The sequence below is a fragment of the Streptomyces sp. NPDC096193 genome, assembly GCF_040302905.1.
In the GTDB taxonomy this organism is placed as follows: domain Bacteria; phylum Actinomycetota; class Actinomycetes; order Streptomycetales; family Streptomycetaceae; genus Streptomyces.
In genome coordinates this window covers 146,345-164,678 of record NZ_JBEOSJ010000002.1, presented here as the reverse complement: position 1 = coordinate 164,678, position 18,334 = coordinate 146,345, and the positions used below count along the sequence as shown (strand labels likewise).

The window sequence follows — 18,334 nt, the reverse complement described above, 5'->3', positions numbered from 1 at the left end:
CGTGCCCTTCATTACGCGACAGCTGCCAGAATCGTCTTGAGGTCCGCCATGGCCGCATGATGGCCGTGCAGGTTGAACACTCCGGTCGTGTTCAGCACGACCTCGTCCACCCCCGCCTCCCGGAACTCGGCGAGCTGTTCGACCAGTTCGCCGATGTCCCCGTGGAGGAAACCGCGGCCCTCCACCAGGCGTTTGGCGCTCAGTGTCGTGTCGCCCTCGTCCACCGCGATACCGGCGCGGTGGAGCATGTCGATGTAGTGCGGTGCCGCGAGATGTGGAGCGTTGCCGGCCAGTGCGACCTCCGCCGGGTCACGGTCCGGCCGGCGCAGGGCCAGCGGCACCATGGCCACGATCCGGGGCACCGGCCGGCCTGCCGCCGCGGCACCCTCCCGCAGGGCCGGGAGCACGGTGTCGCGCAGGTACGACGCCGGCGTCAGCCAGGTGATGGCGCAGCCCGCGACCGCACCGGCGACGCGTGCCATGCCAGGACGCAGCACACCGAGTCCGAGTTCCACCGGAGGAGCCGGGCTCGGCGACAGCCCGCCGTGGCATGAGAAGTACTCGCCTTCGGCCTGCACGGTTTCGCCGTCGAGCAGCCCGCGGACAATGCCGAGATACTCACGGGCCGCGGTCAGCGGACTGGCGTACGGGGCCCCGAGAAGACTGCGCTGGAATGCCGCCCCGCCGGGCCCGAACCCGGCCACCACCGGATTCCCGGTGGCCATGGCCAGCGATCTGACCTGGTGCGCGGCCTCATAGGGATGTCTCAACGGCATCAGCGTGACACCGAGCCCCACCGGGACCCGGAACCCGGATCCCGCCGCGGCTGCGAAGCCCTGGAAGGGATCGACGAGCATCGACTGGCCCTGCCACAGCCGTTCCGCCGCGGTCCAGTCCACCAGAGCGGCATACGGCAGCAACTGTTCCGGCCTGCGTGGCAGGAACGGAACAAGAACTGAATACGTGGTCATCTGTCCCCCGAATCGCGCACATCGATGGTCAATTCGAGTGCAACGAGAATCCTTTCGACTGCGGCGACATATTACGTCCGGTCGTCAACCGCATTCTTTCACCAAGGCCCCCTTGCGGGAATCTCGTTGGCGACATGGACAAACATAAACGCTGCGGGTGGGGCACCGCCCCCGTCGCAGGGCTAGGATCGCCCCCTCCACAGACCGGGATGTCCCCCACCTGGCATCCATAACGGCCTCTGCCTGCAGTGACGTACAGGTCAACGCCGCCCGGGACGGCCTGCGGACCCGCGAGAACGCCCCTGTTGACACCGACCTCCCTTTCCGTTCAACCTGTTCCCTGGCATTCCATTACGAATGGCGCGGGCCGCGGAATTCCTCAGGGACCGACGGCTCGGCGCGAGGGTCGAGAGCAACGCCCGTTCGTTGCGGAAACACTGCAATCCAAAGAGCCTTCGCGCCTGCCAATTCGCCGACCGGAAGGAAGCGCCGATGCCCCGCGTCTCCGTTATATGCCCGACCTACAACCGCAGTCGGGCCATCCTGCCCACGCTGGACTCCGTCCGTACGCAGTCGATGCGTGACTGGGAGATGATCGTCGTATCCGACGGCAGCGACGACGACACGGACGAGGTCGTGGCCGAAGTCGCGGCGCAGGACGACCGGATCCGGCTGCGGCGGGTCCCGCACTTCGGCTTCCAGGCCGGCCCCACCAACCTCGTCCTGCCCGAGGCGAAGGGCGAGTACATCGCCTACCTGGACCACGACGACCGTTGGGAGAGCGGCCATCTCGCGCTCCTGACAGCAGCCTTCGACGACGGCGCGCAGTTCGTGGCCACCCGGGCGAGGAAGGTGAACGCGTCCGGCGCGGTCACCTCCACCGCTGATCCGCTGACCATGTGCTGGGCGCCTGAACTCCAGCTGATGAATCCCCTGTTCGAGAACTCGTGCGCGGCGCATCGGGCAGGCCTCGCGGAGTCGGTGGGCGGCTGGCGCGAGTCCCCGGTCGGCCTTGAGGACTGGGACCTGTGGCTGCGCATGACCGACGCGGGGGCGCGTTGCACGACGCTCCTCGACGTCACGGTCAACATGCTGGACGACCCCGGCACCCGGCAGCACAGCCTTCCGTGCGAATACGACCATGAGATTGCGCGGTTCGAGGACGCCCGTGCCGCCCGCGCCGGGTACCGGGCCCTCACCCATCCCCGGCATTTCCGAGCGGGGCTCGAAGCCAGCCGCGCGGATCTCCATCACTGGTACGGCTCGCTGGCCGACACCGGCGATCTGGTGCTGCCCCTCGGCTGGGAAGGCGGCACCGACACCCTGACCGGGGCCGTCGACCGGCATGTGGAAGCCGTCCAGATGGTGTGGAACAACCTGATCATCGAACCCAAGGACGGCTATGTCGCCCTCGCCATGGTGCTGGGCACCATGACCGCTGATCACGCCGAGCGCTACAGCACCCACTTCCGTACCACGATGACCCACCAGCAGGCGTTCTTCGAGGATGTCCTCCCCGCGGGAAGTGTGGCCCGGTGACGTCCTTGGCGGAGTTCTACCGCGCGCTCGACGACGCCCGGGAGCGCATGTTCACCACGGTCGAAAGGGTGCCTCTGGACGCCCTGGCCGGGTGGTCCGCGGACCCGGCCACCGGGACCATCCGTCATCACCGCGGCGGCTTCTTCACCGTGGAGGGGGTGCGCGTCGACCGCCCGGGACATCCGGTCCACCACTGGTCCCAGCCGATCATCAATCAGCCGGAGATCGGTATCCTGGGCATCCTGGTCAAGGAGTTCGACGGCGTTCCGCACTATCTGATGCAGCTGAAGGCCGAGCCTGGCAACTGCGACGGCATCCAGGTCTCCCCGACCGTTCAGGCGACCCGGAGCAACTACCTCCGAGTGCACGGCGGGAACCCCGTCCCCTACCTCGAGTACTTCAGGGAACCCTCCCGGCACCGGGTGGTGGCCGACGTCCGCCAGTCCGAGCAGGGCGCCTGGTTCCTGCGCAAACGCAATCGCAACATGGTGGTCGAGGTCCAGGGCGAGGTGGAACTCCTCCACGGTTTCCTCTGGCTGACGCTTCCTCAGCTCCACCGGCTGCTGGCCCAGGACGATCTGGTCAACATGGACACCCGCTCGGTACTGGCCTGCCTGCCTCTCATCGCCACGGAACCGGAACCGGAACCGGAACACGAGCGGGACCGGGACCCGGACCGGGACCGGGACCGGGACGAATTCACCATGGCGCTGCTCCGTTCGTGCCGCCCGGGCTCGCCCACGCGGCATTCGGAGCACAATCTCCTCAGCTGGATCACCGACACGCGGGTGCGCACCGATCTCTCCGTCAGCGGGGTGCCACTGACCGGACTCCCCGGATGGCGGCGGGTGGAAGGCCGTATCTCCCACGACAGCGGCCGGTTCTTCGACGTCATCGGTGTACAGGTGACGGCCGCGGGCCGCGAAGTCGCCCGCTGGGACCAGCCGATGATCGCGCCGTACGGCATGGGGGTCGTCGGCCTCCTCGTCACCCGTATCGACGGCGTCCTGCACGCTCTCGTTCAACTGCGCGCGGAAGTCGGCTACGTGGATGCCGTGGAACTCGCCCCGACCTTGCAGTGCGTGCCGGAGAACTACGACGTCCTTCCCCCCGCCGCCCGGCCGCCGCTGCTCGACGAGGTGCTGGGGGCGCCCGCCTCCGCCATCAGATTCGACACGGTCCAGTCGGAAGAGGGCGGCCGCTTCTACCATGCGCGAACCCGCCATCTCATCGTCGAGACGCCGTACCGCCCCGAGTTGGCCGAGCACCCTGACTTCCGCTGGGTGACGCCGCACCAGCTGTCCGGCCTGCTGCGTCACAGCCACTACGTGAGCATGGAGGCCCGCAGCCTGCTCGCCTGTCTGCACTCCCTGGCCACGGTGCCCAGTCCCGCCGGAGTACGGTGATGGCCGGGGCCCGGACGCCAGTTGCCCGCCCTCTGGTCACTGTGCTCGGCGCGTCGGGTTACATCGGTTCGGCCGTCGTCGCGCTCCTGCGCGGTCGGCCGGTCCGGTTGCGTACGGTGTCGCGCCGCCCTTGCACCGTGGCCGGTGACGGCCTCGCGGAACTGGACGTCCGCACGGCCGACCTCACCGATCCCGTCTCGCTCGCCGAAGCGGTGGCGGGCTCGGACGCCGTGATCCACCTGGTCACCCACCGGTCGGCCGCGGGCGACTGGCGGACCAGGGACGGCGACCCGGAGGGCGAACGGGCCAACGTCACAGTGACGCGCGACCTCATCGAGAGCCTCAGCTCCGGCCGGGCCGGCGGGCCGCCGCCCACGGTGATCTACGCAAGTACGGTCCTCCCGCCCGGCGGCCCGGCCCCGGCGAACGCATACGAACGGCAGAAACTGACCTCGGAGCGCGCTCTGCGCGCGGCCTCCGCGGCGGGCTCGCTCCGTGGCGTGGTCCTGCGGCTGCCGACCGTCTACGGCCACGGCCCCGTACCGGGAGACCTCGGCCGGGGCGTGGTGGCGGCCATGATCCGCCGGGCCGTCGCCGGTGAGCCGCTGACCATGTGGCACGACGGCACGATCGAAGTCGATCTCCTCCATGTCGAGGACACGGCCGGCGCCTTCCTGTCGGCGCTGGACCACGCGGAAGCCCTGGCCGGCCGATACTGGGTCGCCGGCTGCGGCTTCGGCCACGGCCTCGGGGATGTGTTCCGGACGATCGCCGAGATCGTCGGTCGGCACACCGGGCATCCACCGGTACCCGTGCTGCGGGTGAACCCGCCGGAAGGTGCCATCGGCATGAACTTCCGCAGTGTACGCGCCAATTCGTCCGCCTTCCGGTCGGTCACCGGGTGGCGGCCCCGGGCAGTCCTGCGCGACGCGCTGGAACAGGCCGTCGCCGCACACTCCGCATCCACCGGACACGTACACACCCCCACACCCCCGCACGCCGGTCTCTCGACCAAGGAAGGGATCCACCTGTGACCACGTACGTCTGGGACTACCTGGAGGAGTACGCGAAGGAGCGTACGGACATCCTGGACGCCGTCGAAACGGTCTTCGGCTCCGGGCAGCTCGTGCTCGGCAAGAGCGTGCACGGCTTCGAGACGGAGTTCGCCGCCTACCACGGCGTGGACCACTGCGTGGGCCTCGACAACGGCACCAACGCGATCAAGCTCGCCCTCCAGGCCCTGGGAGTCGGCCCGGGCGACGAGGTGATCACCGTGTCGAACACGGCCGCCCCCACGGTGGTGGCGATCGACGCGGTCGGTGCCACGCCGGTCTTCGTCGATGTGCGTGAGGAGGACTTCCTCATGGACACCGACCAGGTCGCCGCGGCGATCACCCCCCGGACGCGCTGCATCCTCCCGGTCCACCTCTACGGACAGTGCGCCGACATGGATGTGCTGAAGGAACTCGCCGCGGCACACGGCCTGGTTCTCCTCGAGGACTGCGCCCAGGCGCATGGCGCCCGCCGACACGGCCGGCAGGCGGGCACCATCGGTGACGCCTCCGCGTTCTCCTTCTACCCGACGAAGGTGCTCGGGGCGTACGGCGACGGCGGCGCGGCGATCACCTCCGACGCGGCCGTGGCCGACCGGTTGCGCCGACTGCGGTACTACGGCATGGAGGAGCGGTACTACGTCGTCGAGACGCCCGGGCACAACAGCCGGCTCGACGAGCTTCAGGCCGAGATCCTGCGCCGCAAACTCGGTCGCCTCGACGCCTACATCGAGGGCCGTCGCGCTGTCGCCCGGCGCTATGCCGAGGGACTGGCGGACACCGAGCTGATCCTTCCGGCCACCGCGCCCAGCAACGACCACGTCTACTACGTCTACGTGGTCCGCCATCCCCAACGGGAGCGCGTCATCGAGGCATTGAAGGCACGCGGTATCTCCCTCAACATCAGCTATCCGTGGCCGGTGCACACCATGTCCGGCTTCACCCACCTCGGTTACTCCCGGGGCGCGCTTCCGGTCACGGAGACCCTCGCGGGCGAGATCTTCTCGCTTCCCATGTACCCCTCACTGCCACGCGATGTGCAGGACCGGGTGATCGGCGCGCTGCGCGACGTACTGGCGGAACTGTCGTGAAGGCACGCGAGCTCTCGGTGCCCGGCGCGGTGGAGTACACCCCCACCCGCTACGTGGACGACCGCGGCCTGTTCGTCTCCACCTTCCAGGAGCGGGCCTTCGGGCCGCTCTTCCCGGTGAGACAGGCCAGTCAGAGTCTTTCCCGCAGGGGCGTGGTGCGGGGTGTGCACTACACCGCCGTGTCCCCGGGCACCGAGAAGTACGTCCACTGTCCGCGCGGTTCGGCGCTGGATTTCGTCGTCGACCTCCGCGTCGGTTCGCCGGCGTTCGGCACCTGGGACTCCGTCGTCCTGGACGACCGGACCTTCCGCGCCGTGTACCTCCCGCCCGGCGTGGGGCACGCTTTCGTGGCCCTGGAGGACGACACGGTCATGTCCTACCTGCTGTCGACCGGCTACGTCGCAGAGCACGAGCTCGCCGTGTCCGTCCTGGACCCGGAACTCGGCCTGCCCATTCCCCGTGACATCACCCCGGTCCTCTCGCAACGGGACCGGCTGGCGGTCACCCTCGCGGAAGCCGCCGACGAGGGCATGCTTCCGCTCTTCGCACATCCTCAGGAGAACCGATGACCACCTGCCGTATCTGCGCGGGACCGCTGACCGAGTTCCTCGATCTGGGGGCGCAGCCCAACTCCGACGCCTTCCCCAAGCCCGGGGAGACCAAAGGCGAGTTCTTCTTCAGGCTCGCCGTCGGGCGGTGCGGTTCGTGCACGATGGTGCAGTTGATGGAGGAGGTTCCCCGCGAGCGGATGTTCCACGAGGACTACCCGTACCACTCCTCGGGCTCCTCGGTGATGCGGGAGCACTTCGAGACCACGGCCCGCGGCATCCTCGCCGGCGTGGCCGACAGCCAGGACCCGTTCGTCGTCGAGATCGGCTGCAACGACGGCGTCATGCTGGCGACCGTCGCCGCGGCCGGGGGGCGTCATCTGGGTGTCGATCCCTCAGCGGGCGTGGCCGACCGGGCGCGGGCCAAGGGAGTGCGGGTCCGTACCGCGTTCTTCGAGGAGGAGACAGCGCTCGACATCGCTGCAACCGACGGCCGGGCGGATGTCGTCTACGCGGCCAACACCCTGTGCCACGTCCCTTACCTGGACTCGATCTTCCGCGGTCTGGACGCGCTGCTCAAGCCGGACGGGGTGTTCGTCTTCGAGGACCCCTACCTCGGCGAGATCGTCGAGCGGACCTCTTTCGACCAGATCTACGACGAGCACTTCTACTTCTTCACGGCCCGTTCGGTGCGGAACATGGCCCACCGCTACGGCTTCGAGCTGGTCGACGTCCTCCGTCTGCCCGTGCACGGCGGCGAGGTCCGCTACACCCTCGCGCGCCACGGCACACGGGTGCCCACGGCGGCCGTGGCCGAGCTGCTGGTCGACGAGGACAGCAAGGGACTCGCCGAGCCGGCCACGCTGGAACGCTTCGCCGCCGACGTCCGGCGCACCCGCGACGAGCTGACCGCCTTGCTCACCCGGTTGCGGGCGGAAGGCCACCGGGTCGTCGCGTACGGTGCCACGGCCAAGAGCGCCACCGTCGCCAACTACTGCGGCATCGGGCCTGAGCTGATTTCCTTCGTCTGCGACACTACGCCCGCCAAGCAGGGGCGGCTCACTCCCGGCTCCCACATCCCGGTCCGGCCCTCGGACGCCTTCGGCGACCCCTACCCCGAATACGCGCTGCTCTTCGCCTGGAATCACGCGGAGGAGATCATGGCGAAGGAGCGGGAGTTCCGCGCGCGGGGCGGAAAGTGGATCTTCTACACCCCGGACGTGCACGTTGTCTGACCCCCCGTCAGCGCCTGCGGGGGTCACCAAGGGGCCGGGACAGTGGCCCCGGCCCCCTTCGCCACTTGTACGTTGGCATCCCGCGCAGCCGGGAGACTCTCCGAGTGGCGGGCGCAGAGCATCTGTCAGGCCATCAGGACGAGCGTTGAATGAGCGGTCTGTTGCTGACGACTCGTCAGGAAAGGTGCCCGGCGAGCGTCATGTGAGCGTCACGGCCGTCAGTGGCCGGGTGCCCCGGGGCCCGCACCGATCCGCTGGCGGCAGCCCGGAAGAAGCGTGGCGGCGGCAGCGGGCTTGGCCGAGTACGTCAGTGCGCTACGCCTCCATGCAGAGAGCCTGCCGACCGGACCGGCCAGGGACGAAGCCGAGGCATGGATCATGTGGGCCGAGAGTCACGTGCAACGCCTGAACCCCCTCAACGGTTCACCGTTGCTGCCGGACATCCCCGAACCCCGCCCCTAAGAACTCTAGCCGTTCATGCACGGCTGGAGCCCCTACGGGCCCACCTGCTGAGCGCACGCTCCGCCAGACATTCGGCCCGCCGAAGTGCGGCGGCAGACGCGCTGCCGCCGCAATCAGGGGCGCCGGAACCCGACTGATCTTCTTCAAGTTCCCGCTAAGCCAGCCCTTGGGGAGTGCGCCTCCCACCCAGCATGACCTGCACGATCAACCAGGTGACGCCCCGTCAGAACGAGCGTCATTTGAGCGTCACGAGCGTCCTTTCAGCGTCAAGATATCGCCCGTAACGCCCACGGTGCACATAACGCACACCACCCGAACCTGCAGGTCAGGAGCCCTTTGTGGCGGGCTCCAGGATCGCCACGCACTCCACATGGTGCGTCATCGGAAACAGGTCGAACGCCCGCAGCGTCCGCACCCGGTACCCGTTCTCCGCGAAGTACGAGATGTCCCGCGCCAGCGCCGCCGGGTCGCATGCCACGTACGCGATCCGGCGTGCCCCCAGGCCCGCCAGGTGCTTCACCGTCTGCTTGCCCGCCCCCGCGCGCGGCGGGTCGAGGACGATCAGGTCCACCTCGGTGATCTGTGTGCGCGGCAGTACCTGGTCGACCTTGCCCTGTTCGATGCGGACGCGCTCGAAGTTCTGGAGGTTGTGACGCGCGTCCTCGACCGCACGCTTGCTCGACTCGATGCCGAGCACCGCGCCCTTCTCGCCCACCCGGTCGGCGAGCGCGCCCGCGAACAGGCCGACGCCGCAGTACAGGTCGAGCGCCATGTCGCCCTTGCGCGGGAGCAGGCCCTGCATGACGGCCTTCATCAAGGTGTCCGCGGCCTGCGGGTGGACCTGCCAGAAGCCGCCGTTGCCGACGCGGTAGGTGCGGTCGTCGGCACGCTCGCGGACGAAGGCGCGGCCGTGCACCCGGTGCACTCCGCCGTCGCGCTCGTCCACCCGCAGCACCGAGACCGGCTTGTCCAGTTCGACCAGCGGCAGCCGGCCGCCCGGCTTCGGGGTCAGGATGACCTGGCGGTCGTGGGAGCCGGTGGCTGCGACCGCCTCGACCGTGGACATCTGGGCCCAGTCATGCTTCTCGATGCCCAGCTCCGTGACGCCCGGAGCCGCGATCATGCAGTGGTCGATCGGCTGGACGTCGTGCGAGCGGTGCTTGCGCAGACCCGCGCGGCCCTCCGTGTCGATCGCGTACTGCACGCGCGTGCGCCAGGCCGGTACCTCGCCCTGCGGCAGCTTGTCGCCCTCCGCCGGCATGACCGTGCCGTCCCAGCCGGCCTCCTCGGGGGTGAGGCCCGCGAGCCGCTGGAGCTGCTCGGCGATCACCTCGCCCTTGAGCCGCCGCTGGGCACCCGGCTTGGCGTGCTGCCAGTCGCAACCGCCGCAGTTCCCCGGGCCGGAGTACGGGCAGGGCGCCTCGATCCGGTCCTTGGAGGCCTCGATGATGCGTACCGCGTCGGCGCGCAGGAAGCGGGAGTCCTCCTCGCCCTCGGTGACGCGGGCGACGACCCTCTCGCCGGGCAGCGTGTGCCGGACGAACAGCACGCGCCCCTCTTCGGTGCGAGCGATGCAGTGGCCACCGTGCGCGACCGGTCCGACCTCGACCTCGTACTCTTCCCCGACCAGCGAAGACTCAGGTGCGTTCTGCATGGCGGGGTGACTCCAGGGATCAAAGGAAAACGGCCGGACAACAACCCACCACTGTACGTGGGTCCCGACCGGCCGCTTGCCATGAACGTCTCAGCGCGGGATCAGCCCTTGCCGGTCGGCTCCTTGGGCCGCTGGTCCACGGGGCCGCGGCGCACCGAACCGGGCGCGTTCCAGTCCTGGCGTTTGCGTGCGCGCTTCTTCGCCACCTCCGAGGACTCCAGCTGGTACGGCACCGAGGTGACCATCACGCCCGGCGTGAACAGCAGCCGGCCCTTGAGCCGCAGCGCGCTCTGGTTGTGCAGCAGGTGCTCGTACCAGTGGCCGACCACGTACTCGGGGATGACGACACTGACCACGTCCCGCGGGCTCTCGCGGCGCAGTCCCCGCACGTACTCGATGATCGGCCGGGTGATCTCGCGGTACGGGGAGTCGAGGATCTTCAGCGGCACGTTGATGCCCCGCCGCTCCCACTCCTCGCGCAGTGCCTTCGTCTCCGCGGGGTCCACGCTGATGCTGAGCGCCTCCAGCTTGTCGACCCGCATCAGCTTGGCGTAGGAGAGAGCGCGCAGGGTGGGCTTGTGGAGCTTGGAGACGAGCACGATGGCGTGCACCCGGGAGGGCCGCGCGGTGTCGTCAGTGGGCTCGTCCGGTGCCGCGATCTCCTCGGAGACCCGGTCGTAGTGCTTACGGATCGCACTCATCGTGCCGTAGAAGATCACCATGCCCAGCAGGGCCACCCACGCGCCGTGGGTGAACTTGGTGGCGAGCACGACCACGAGCACGAGGCCGGTGAAGAAGGCACCGAAGGTGTTGATCGCCCGGGAGCGGATCATGCGGCGCCGCCTGGCGACGTTCTTCTCGGTCTGCAGATGACGGTTCCAGTGCCGCACCATGCCCGTCTGGCTGAGCGTGAAGGACACGAAGACGCCGACGATGTAGAGCTGGATCAGCTTGGTGGAGTCGGCTCCGTAGACCCAGACGAGCAGGATGGCCGCGCCGGCCAGCAGCACGATGCCGTTGGAGAACGCGAGCCGGTCACCGCGGGTGTGCAGCTGTCGGGGCAGATAGCGGTCCTGCGCAAGGATCGAGCCGAGCAGCGGGAATCCGTTGTACGCGGTGTTCGCGGCCAGGAACAGGACGAGCGCCGTGGCGGCGGCCAGGACGATGAAGAAGAACGTCCCGTCGCCGAAGACGGCGGCCGCCACCTGGGAGATCACCGGGTTCTGGACGTAGCTCTCCCCGACGGGGGTGCCGTCGCGGAGCAGGTCGTGCGCGGGCTGCTCGGCCATCTTCACGTCCGTGGCCATCGCCAGGCCGATGATGCCGCAGAACATGGTGACGGCCAGGCCGCCCATCAGAGCCAGCGTGGTGGCGGCGTTCTTGCTCTTGGGCTTGCGGAAGGCCGGCACGCCGTTGCTGATCGCCTCGACGCCGGTCAGCGCGGCACAGCCGGAGGAGAACGCCCGCAGCAGCAGGAAGACCAGGGCGAAGCCGGCGAGCCCCTGGTGCTCGGGCTTGATCTCGAAGTCCGCCGTCGGGGCCTTCATGATGTCGTCGAGGACGACGCCCCTGAACGCACCCCAGGCGATCATGAGGAACACGGCGGTGACGAAGACGTACGTCGGGATCGCGAAGAGCTTGCCCGACTCCTTCACGCCGCGCAGGTTCATCAGCGTGAGCAGCACGATTATCCCGATGGCGCAGAAGACCTTGTGCTCGACGACGAACGGGATCGCGGAGCCCAGGTTCTCGACCCCGGAGGAGATGGAGACGGCAACGGTCAGGACGTAGTCGACGAGCAGGGCGCTGGCGACGGTGAGGCCGGCCTTCGGACCGAGGTTCGTGTTGGCGACCTCGTAGTCGCCGCCGCCGCTCGGGTACGCGTGGACGTTCTGCCGGTAGGAGGCGACCACCGTGAACATCAGAACCACGACGGCCAGCGCGATCCAGGGGCTGAAGTGGTAGGCCGACACGCCCGCGATGGAGAGCACGAGCAGGACTTCACCGGGTGCGTAGGCCACCGAGGACAGCGGGTCGGAGGCGAACACGGGAAGCGCGATGCGCTTGGGGAGCAACGTCTCCCCCAGCTTGTCGCTGCGCAGGGCCCTTCCGATGAGGATCCGTTTGGGAATGTCGGTCAGTTTGGACACGCAGAGGATCGTATGCGGTCGATATGAACGGTGCCCACCCACCACCCCCGTGACCCGGGATTCTTCGCCCCCGGCCTCGCGAGAGTCCCCGGGCCGACCGCGCGTGTGTAGCTTGGGCCACGGTCTGAGACCCTGTTAAGCCTGAGTAAGGCCCTTTGGAGAACTGACAGCCGGAAGGACGGGCGTGCACATCGTCATCATGGGATGCGGGCGAGTGGGATCCGCTCTCGCGCAGACCCTGGAGCAGCGGGGGCACACGGTCGCCGTCGTCGACCAGGACCCCACGGCCTTCCGCCGCCTGGGCTCGGGGTTCGGTGGCCGTCGGGTCACCGGTGTCGGGTTCGACCAGGACACCCTGCGCGAGGCGGGCATCGAGGAAGCCGGCGCGTTCGCGGCCGTCAGCAGCGGCGACAACTCCAACATCATCGCGGCGCGGGTGGCGCGCGAGATGTTCGGCATCGAGAACGTCGCCGCCCGCATCTACGACCCGCGCCGCGCCGAGGTCTACCAGCGTCTCGGCATTCCGACCGTCGCCACGGTGCGCTGGACGGCCGACCAGATGCTGCGGCGGCTGCTGCCGTCGGGGGCGGAGCCCCTGTGGCGCGACCCGAGTGGCGGGGTCCAGCTCGCGGAGGTGCACACCTCCGACGCCTGGATCGGGCACAAGGTCAGCACCCTCCAGGACGAGACCGGCGTACGGGTCGCCTTCCTCACCCGGCTCGGGGAGGCGGAGCTGCCGACGTCGCAGACCGTGCTCCAGGAGGGCGACCTCGTCCACGTGATGATGCGCACGGACGAGATCGAGAAGGTCGAAGCGGCGTTCGCCGAAGGCCCTGAGGGGGGCGGTCACTGATGCGCGTCGCAATCGCGGGCGCCGGCGCGGTGGGCCGTTCCATCGCGGGCGAGCTGCTGGAGAACGGGCACGAGGTCCTCCTCGTCGACAAGGCGCCGACCGCCATCTCGGTGGAGCGGGTGCCGCAGGCCGAGTGGCTGCTGGCCGACGCGTGCGAGATCACCTCGCTCGACGAGGCGGCGCTCCAGCGCTGCAACGTCGTGATCGCGGCCACCGGTGACGACAAGGTCAATCTGGTCGTCTCGCTGCTGGCGAAGACCGAATACGGGGTGCCGAGGGTGGTGGCCCGGGTCAACAACCCGAAGAACGAGTGGCTCTTCAACGAGTCCTGGGGTGTCGACGTCGCGGTCTCCACACCGCGCCTGATGTCGGCGCTGGTGGAGGAGGCGGTGAGCGTCGGTGATCTCGTCCGGCTGCTCCGCTTCAGCCACGGCGACGCGAACCTCGTGGAGTTGACGCTCCCGCCGGAGTCGGCGCTGGCGGGCACCTCGGTCGGCGATGTGGCCTGGCCGGAGGACACCTCCTTGGTCACGATCATCCGCGGCTCGCGGGTGCTCACGCCCAGCACGGAGGAGACGCTGGAGGCGGGTGACGAGCTGCTGTTCGTGGCGGCCCAGGCCCGTGAGGAACAACTGGAGGACCTGCTCTCGGTCCGCCGGGAGACCTCCTGACCTCCTGACGGCACAGCACGACGAGAGGGGCCCCGGACCGATCGGTCCGGGGCCCCTCTCGTGATCAGAACTCACTGCGCCGGCGCGAGAACTACGCCTCGCGCTGCTGCGCCGCCGCCTTGCGCTCCTTCTCGGCGAGCTCCTCCGCCTCCATCTCGGCGAAGACGTCGATGGGCGGGGGCGCTTTCGCCAGGAACAGCCAGGTCAGATAGACGGCCAGCAGGAACGGCGGGATCTTCAGGGCGACCAGGACCCAGCCGAACTGCGTGGTGTCGGCCCACCAGTACAGCGGGAAGAGAATCGCGCACTTGGCGAGCAGGATCAGGCCCCATGCCCAACTGGCCTTGGCGTACGCCTTCTTGCGGCCCGGGTTGCGGGTGCGCCAGGACAGGTTCTCCTTGAAGACCGGTCCGAGGATCAGACCGATCAGCGGGACGCCCGCGATGGTCGTGATGATGTACGCGAGTGCCAGGCCGAGGGTGTAGAGCATGCCCGGCAGGTAGAAGTCCTTGGCGTTGCCGGTCATCATCGCGAAGACGACACCGAAGGCCACACCGAAGACGCCGCTGAAGGCGTGCTTGACGGTGTCCTTGCGCAGCAGACGGACCGCGACGAGAGCGAGGGAGACCGCGAGGGCCGCGATCGCCGCGATGTGCAGGTCCTTGTTGATCGTGAAGATCGTGACGAACAGCAGTCCGGGCAGGACGGTCTCCACCATGCCGCGCACGCCGCCGAAGGCCTCGAACAGGGCCGCCTCGGTGACCGCCTTGGCGTCCCTGTCCTGCTGCTGCTGGTCGTTCGTCGTGGTCGGCTTGTCGACAGACGTCACCGGCTACTCCTGTCCGAGTGGTCGGAGTTCGTATTTGGGATTGAACAGCACCCGGCGGCCGTGGCTCATGGAGATCCGTCCCGAGGCGATGAGCCTGCGGCCCGGTTCTATGCCCACGATCGACCGGCGGCCGAGCCAGACGACGTCCAGTGGGGCCGTGCCGTCGAAGAGCTCCGCCTCCAGAGCGGGCACTCCGGCCCGCGGGCGCAGGGTGACCGTGCGCAAGGTACCAGCCACCCGGACTATCTGGCGGTCGTTGCACTCGGATATGCGGGTACACCCCGATGCCTGCGCGTCCTCCCGCAGCTCCTCCGATTCGAGGTCTTCCTGCGAGCTGGACAGCCGGTCGAGCATGCGGCGGAAGCGGCCGGCGGGCTTCGGTGCCCTGTCGGCATTCCCGGAACGGGGTACAGCGCTCATACAGCAAGCCTACCGGCCGCCGGGGGCGGCCCCGGGAGCCCCGGTGCCACGGTTGCCGGGGCGGCCGGAAGGGCCTTCAGGAGCGCTCGAAGCGGTAGCCCATTCCGGGCTCGGTGACGAAGTGCCGCGGGTGCGAGGGATCGGTCTCCAGCTTGCGGCGGAGCTGGGCCATGTAGACCCGCAGATAGTTGGTCTCGGTGCCGTACGACGGGCCCCAGACCTCCTGGAGGAGCTGCTTCTGGCTGACCAGACGGCCGGCGTTGCGCACCAAGACCTCCAGCAGATGCCACTCGGTCGGGGTCAGCCGCACATCGCGTCCTTCGCGGTGGACCTTCTTGGCGGCGAGATCGACGGTGAAGCCCTCGGTCTCGACGATCACGACGTCGTCGTCACCGCCGCCGACCGGCTCGGCCCTGCGGACGGCGGCCCGCAGCCGTGCGAGCAGTTCGTCCATGCCGAAGGGCTTGGTGACGTAGTCGTCGGCGCCGGCGTCCAGCGCCTCGACCTTCTCGTCGGAGGTGTGACGCGCGGAGAGGACCAGGATCGGCACCCGGGTCCAGCCGCGCAGGCCCTTGATCACCTCGACGCCGTCCATGTCCGGCAGGCCGAGGTCCAGGACGATGACGTCGGGGTGCCGGGCGGCGGCCAGCTGGAGCGCCGTCGCACCGTCGGGAGCCGCGTCCACGTCGTACTTGCGTGCCTTCAGATTGATCACGAGGGCACGTACGATCTGCGGCTCGTCGTCGACCACGAGCACCCGGGTCATGGCGGGCCTGCCTTTCTGCACTGTCGTTTCTCCACTGTCCCCGCTGTCGCCGCCCCCGCCGCCCAGGGCTCCCCCGGCCCGGCCGGTCACGACGTGACCCCGAAGGGGAGACCGGGCTCGGCGGGCTCATGGCGAGGGGCCGCCTGGAGCGTGAGGACCATGGTCATGCCGCCGCCGGGGGTGTCCTCGGCGCTGAGGGTGCCGCCCATGGCCTCGACGAAGCCGCGGGCGACCGCGAGGCCGAGGCCGACTCCGGCACCGCGTGGAGCGTCACCGTAGCGCTGGAACGGTTCGAATATCCGCTCCTTCTCGTCATCGGGGACGCCGGGGCCGCGGTCGGTGACGCGCACCTCGACCCGGTCGCCGAGGGCGCTGGCGGCCACGGTGACCGGGGTGGCGTCGGGGCTGTACTTGACGGCGTTCTCCACGATGTTGGCGACGGCACGCTCCAGCAGGCCACGGTCGACGGCCACCATCGGCAGGGTCTCCGGCACATCCAGTTCCACGCTGTCGTCGGGGACCGAGACGAGAGCCATCGGCACCACCTCGTCGAGGTCGGTCACCCGGATCAGCGGGGTGACGGTGCCGGTCTGGAGTCGGGACATGTCGAGGAGGTTGCCGACGAGATGGTCGAGCCGGTCGGCACCGTCCTCGATCCCTTCGAGGAACTCTGCCCGGTCCTCCTGCGACCACGCGACATCGTCGGAGCGCAGCGAGGTGACGGCGGCCTTGATGGCGGCAAGCGGTGTGCGCAGATCATGACTGACGGCGGCGAGGAGCGACGTACGGATCTTGTTGCCCTCCGCGAGCCTGCGGGCCTCCTCCGCCTGCCCGACCAGGCGCTGGCGGTCGAGGACCACCGCGGCCTGCGCGGCGAACGCGGCCAGCACCCGGCGGTCCTCGGCGGGCAGCACCCGTCCGGAGAGCGCGAGCGCCATGTGGTCGCCGACGGGCATGTCCACCTCGGCGTCCTCGGGCCGCACGACGGAGCTGGGGCCGACGCTGCCCGCGGTGGTCCACGGATGGACGTCGCTCTGTCTTTCCAGCAGTGCCACGGATTCCATGGCGAAGGTCTCGCGGACCCGTTCCAGCAGGGCATCCAGGGTGGTCTCGCCGCGCAGCACGCTGCCGGCCAGGAAGGAGAGGATCTCGGACTCGGCACGCAGCCGGGCAGCCTGATGGGTGCGCCGGGCCGCGAGGTCGACCACGGAGGCCACCGCCACGCCCACCGCGAAGAAGATCACGATGGCGACGAGGTTCTTGGGGTCGGCGATCGTGAGGGTGCGGGTGGGCGGGGTGAAGTAGTAGTTCAGCAGCAGCGAGCCCACCGCGGCGGAGGCCAGGGCGGGCAGCAGCCCGCCGAGCAGCGCCGCCAGCACGGTCAGGAACAGGAAGAGCAGGACGTCGTTGGCGAGGCCCAGACGGTCGTCGAGGGCGGTGAGCAGCAGGGAGAGCAGTATTGGTGCGGCGACCCCGACGATCCAGCCCCAGATGATGCGGGAGCGGCCGAGCCGCGCGCCGCGCGCCACCGGCAGACCGCGGCCCTTGCCGGCCTCGCCGTGGGTGACGATGTGCACGTCGAGGTCGGGCCCCGACTCACGGGCGACCGTGGCTCCGACGCCGGGGCCGAAGATGTACTGCCAGGCCTTGCGGCGGCTGGAGCCGAGCACGATCTGGGTGGCGTTGACCCCGCGCGCGAAGTCCAGCAGCGACGCCGGGATGTCGTCGCCGATGACGTGGTGGAAGGTTCCGCCGAGGTCCTCGACGAGGGTCCGCTGGACGGCCAGCTCCTTGGGCGACGCGGAGGTCAGTCCGTCGCTGCGGGCGATGTAGACGGCGAGGATCTCGCTGCCGGAACCCTTGGCGGCCATGCGGGCGGCACGCCGGATGAGGGTGCGGCCCTCGGGTCCGCCGGTGAGACCGACGACGATGCGTTCCCGGGCCTGCCAGGTGGAGCGGATGTTGTGTTCGCCGCGGTACTGCTGGAGGTGTTCGTCGACCCGGTCGGCGACCCACAGGAGCGCGAGTTCGCGCAGGGCGGTGAGGTTGCCGGGGCGGAAGTAGTTGGAGAGTGCCGCGTCGACCTTGTCCGGCTTGTAGATGTTGCCGTGAGCCATGCGGCGGCGGAGTGCCTGTGGCGACATGTCGACCAGTTCGAGCTGGTCGGCCCGGCGGACGACCTCGTCGGGTACGGTCTCGCGCTGCCGTACGCCGGTGATCGACTCGACGACGTCACCCAGCGACTCGAAGTGCTGGATGTTGACGCTCGACACGACGTCGATCCCCGCCGCGAGCAGTTCCTCGACGTCCTGCCAGCGCTTGGAGTTGCGCGAGCCCGGCACATTGGTGTGGGCCAGCTCGTCCACCAGGGCGACGGCGGGCCGCCGTTCCAGCACGGCGTCGACATCCATCTCGGTGAAGAGGCTGCCGCGGTACTCGATCTCGCGCCGCCGGATCTGTTCGAGGCCGTGCAGCATGACCTCGGTACGGGGACGGTCGTGGTGCTCCACGAAGGCCACAACGCAGTCCGTGCCCCGCTCGACGCGGCGGTGTGCCTCGGAGAGCATGGCGTAGGTCTTGCCCACACCCGGCGCCGCGCCGAGGTAGATCCGTAGCTTGCCGCGTGCCATGGCCCCATTGTCTTTCAGATACCGCTGGTCAACCTGCGTGCACCCTACGGCGCGGGT

General features: G+C 69.2%; 15 protein-coding genes. 8 read left to right on the top strand and 7 right to left on the bottom strand.

Annotation, left to right across the window (positions count from 1 at the left end; translation table 11 throughout):
* Positions 1-11 precede the first annotated feature (11 nt).
* Entirely contained in the window at positions 12-971 is a 960-nt protein-coding gene (locus tag ABTX78_RS03455; RefSeq protein ID WP_352205140.1) for an LLM class flavin-dependent oxidoreductase, read from the bottom strand.
* Between the two features lie 492 nt (positions 972-1,463).
* Between ABTX78_RS03455 and ABTX78_RS03450 the strand changes: the two genes are divergently transcribed.
* From ABTX78_RS03450 to ABTX78_RS03425, 6 genes are read left to right on the top strand one after another with little or no spacing between them, the layout of a single operon-like run.
* Positions 1,464-2,510: a glycosyltransferase family 2 protein gene (locus tag ABTX78_RS03450; protein ID WP_352205139.1), complete on the top strand. Its 1,047-nt coding sequence runs from the start codon at positions 1,464-1,466 to the stop codon at positions 2,508-2,510.
* Positions 2,507-3,916 carry an NDP-hexose 2,3-dehydratase family protein gene (locus ABTX78_RS03445; RefSeq protein WP_352205138.1) on the top strand — a complete coding sequence of 470 codons (1,410 nt, stop codon included), beginning with the start codon at positions 2,507-2,509 and terminating at the stop codon, positions 3,914-3,916. Before ABTX78_RS03450 ends, ABTX78_RS03445 begins: the two co-directional genes overlap by 4 nt.
* Entirely contained in the window at positions 3,916-4,950 is a 1,035-nt protein-coding gene (locus tag ABTX78_RS03440; RefSeq protein ID WP_352205137.1) for an NAD-dependent epimerase/dehydratase family protein, read from the top strand. Before ABTX78_RS03445 ends, ABTX78_RS03440 begins: the two co-directional genes overlap by 1 nt.
* The gene (locus ABTX78_RS03435) at positions 4,947-6,059 is read left to right on the top strand and encodes a DegT/DnrJ/EryC1/StrS family aminotransferase (RefSeq protein ID WP_352205136.1); all 1,113 of its coding nucleotides are present in this window, start codon (positions 4,947-4,949) and stop codon (positions 6,057-6,059) included. Before ABTX78_RS03440 ends, ABTX78_RS03435 begins: the two co-directional genes overlap by 4 nt.
* Positions 6,056-6,628, top strand: coding sequence for a dTDP-4-dehydrorhamnose 3,5-epimerase family protein (locus tag ABTX78_RS03430; protein ID WP_352205135.1), 573 nt, complete (start codon positions 6,056-6,058; stop codon positions 6,626-6,628). The genes ABTX78_RS03435 and ABTX78_RS03430 overlap by 4 nt, the downstream gene beginning before the upstream one ends.
* Positions 6,625-7,842, top strand: a complete 1,218-nt coding sequence (locus tag ABTX78_RS03425; RefSeq protein ID WP_352205134.1) for a methyltransferase domain-containing protein — start codon at positions 6,625-6,627, stop codon at positions 7,840-7,842. The genes ABTX78_RS03430 and ABTX78_RS03425 overlap by 4 nt, the downstream gene beginning before the upstream one ends.
* A 787-nt stretch (positions 7,843-8,629) precedes the next feature.
* Here the strand turns inward: ABTX78_RS03425 and ABTX78_RS03420 are convergent.
* A complete protein-coding gene (locus ABTX78_RS03420; RefSeq protein WP_352205133.1) occupies positions 8,630-9,958 on the bottom strand; it encodes a class I SAM-dependent RNA methyltransferase in 1,329 nt (442 codons plus the stop codon).
* A gap of 101 nt (positions 9,959-10,059) precedes the next feature.
* Complete coding sequence (locus ABTX78_RS03415) at positions 10,060-12,108, bottom strand: APC family permease (protein WP_352205132.1); 2,049 nt, start codon at positions 12,106-12,108, stop codon at positions 10,060-10,062.
* A gap of 184 nt (positions 12,109-12,292) precedes the next feature.
* Here ABTX78_RS03415 and ABTX78_RS03410 point away from each other — a divergent pair, with 184 nt between their 5' ends.
* Together ABTX78_RS03410 and ABTX78_RS03405 are read left to right on the top strand one after the other, a co-directional pair.
* A complete protein-coding gene (locus tag ABTX78_RS03410) occupies positions 12,293-12,961 on the top strand; it encodes a potassium channel family protein (protein ID WP_352205131.1) in 669 nt (222 codons plus the stop codon).
* The gene (locus tag ABTX78_RS03405; RefSeq protein WP_327679386.1) at positions 12,961-13,632 is read left to right on the top strand and encodes a potassium channel family protein; all 672 of its coding nucleotides are present in this window, start codon (positions 12,961-12,963) and stop codon (positions 13,630-13,632) included. The genes ABTX78_RS03410 and ABTX78_RS03405 overlap by 1 nt, the downstream gene beginning before the upstream one ends.
* A gap of 91 nt (positions 13,633-13,723) precedes the next feature.
* Here the strand turns inward: ABTX78_RS03405 and ABTX78_RS03400 are convergent, their stop codons facing one another.
* The 4 genes from ABTX78_RS03400 to ABTX78_RS03385 form a co-directional block, all read right to left on the bottom strand.
* Positions 13,724-14,461, bottom strand: coding sequence for a DUF3159 domain-containing protein (locus ABTX78_RS03400; RefSeq protein WP_340475881.1), 738 nt, complete (start codon positions 14,459-14,461; stop codon positions 13,724-13,726).
* A 3-nt stretch (positions 14,462-14,464) separates the two neighbouring features.
* Entirely contained in the window at positions 14,465-14,881 is a 417-nt protein-coding gene (locus ABTX78_RS03395) for an OB-fold nucleic acid binding domain-containing protein (RefSeq protein ID WP_352205130.1), read from the bottom strand.
* A 76-nt stretch (positions 14,882-14,957) separates the two neighbouring features.
* Entirely contained in the window at positions 14,958-15,647 is a 690-nt protein-coding gene (locus ABTX78_RS03390) for a response regulator (RefSeq protein ID WP_352205129.1), read from the bottom strand.
* 86 nt (positions 15,648-15,733) lie between these two features.
* A complete protein-coding gene (locus ABTX78_RS03385) occupies positions 15,734-18,277 on the bottom strand; it encodes an ATP-binding protein (protein WP_352205128.1) in 2,544 nt (847 codons plus the stop codon).
* Positions 18,278-18,334: the final 57 nt, after the last annotated feature.

Excerpts from the sequence above, each read along its gene's own strand:
- ABTX78_RS03425 (WP_352205134.1), top strand. The coding sequence starts at position 6,625 with ATGACCACCTGCCGTATCTGCGCGGGACCGCTGACCGAGTTCCTCGAT.
- ABTX78_RS03390 (WP_352205129.1), bottom strand. The coding sequence starts at position 15,647 with ATGACCCGGGTGCTCGTGGTCGACGACGAGCCGCAGATCGTACGTGCC.
- ABTX78_RS03450 (WP_352205139.1), top strand. The coding sequence starts at position 1,464 with ATGCCCCGCGTCTCCGTTATATGCCCGACCTACAACCGCAGTCGGGCC.
- ABTX78_RS03395 (WP_352205130.1), bottom strand. The coding sequence starts at position 14,881 with ATGAGCGCTGTACCCCGTTCCGGGAATGCCGACAGGGCACCGAAGCCC.
- ABTX78_RS03385 (WP_352205128.1), bottom strand. The coding sequence starts at position 18,277 with ATGGCACGCGGCAAGCTACGGATCTACCTCGGCGCGGCGCCGGGTGTG.
- ABTX78_RS03440 (WP_352205137.1), top strand. The coding sequence starts at position 3,916 with ATGGCCGGGGCCCGGACGCCAGTTGCCCGCCCTCTGGTCACTGTGCTC.
- ABTX78_RS03455 (WP_352205140.1), bottom strand. The coding sequence starts at position 971 with ATGACCACGTATTCAGTTCTTGTTCCGTTCCTGCCACGCAGGCCGGAA.
- ABTX78_RS03405 (WP_327679386.1), top strand. The coding sequence starts at position 12,961 with ATGCGCGTCGCAATCGCGGGCGCCGGCGCGGTGGGCCGTTCCATCGCG.
- ABTX78_RS03420 (WP_352205133.1), bottom strand. The coding sequence starts at position 9,958 with ATGCAGAACGCACCTGAGTCTTCGCTGGTCGGGGAAGAGTACGAGGTC.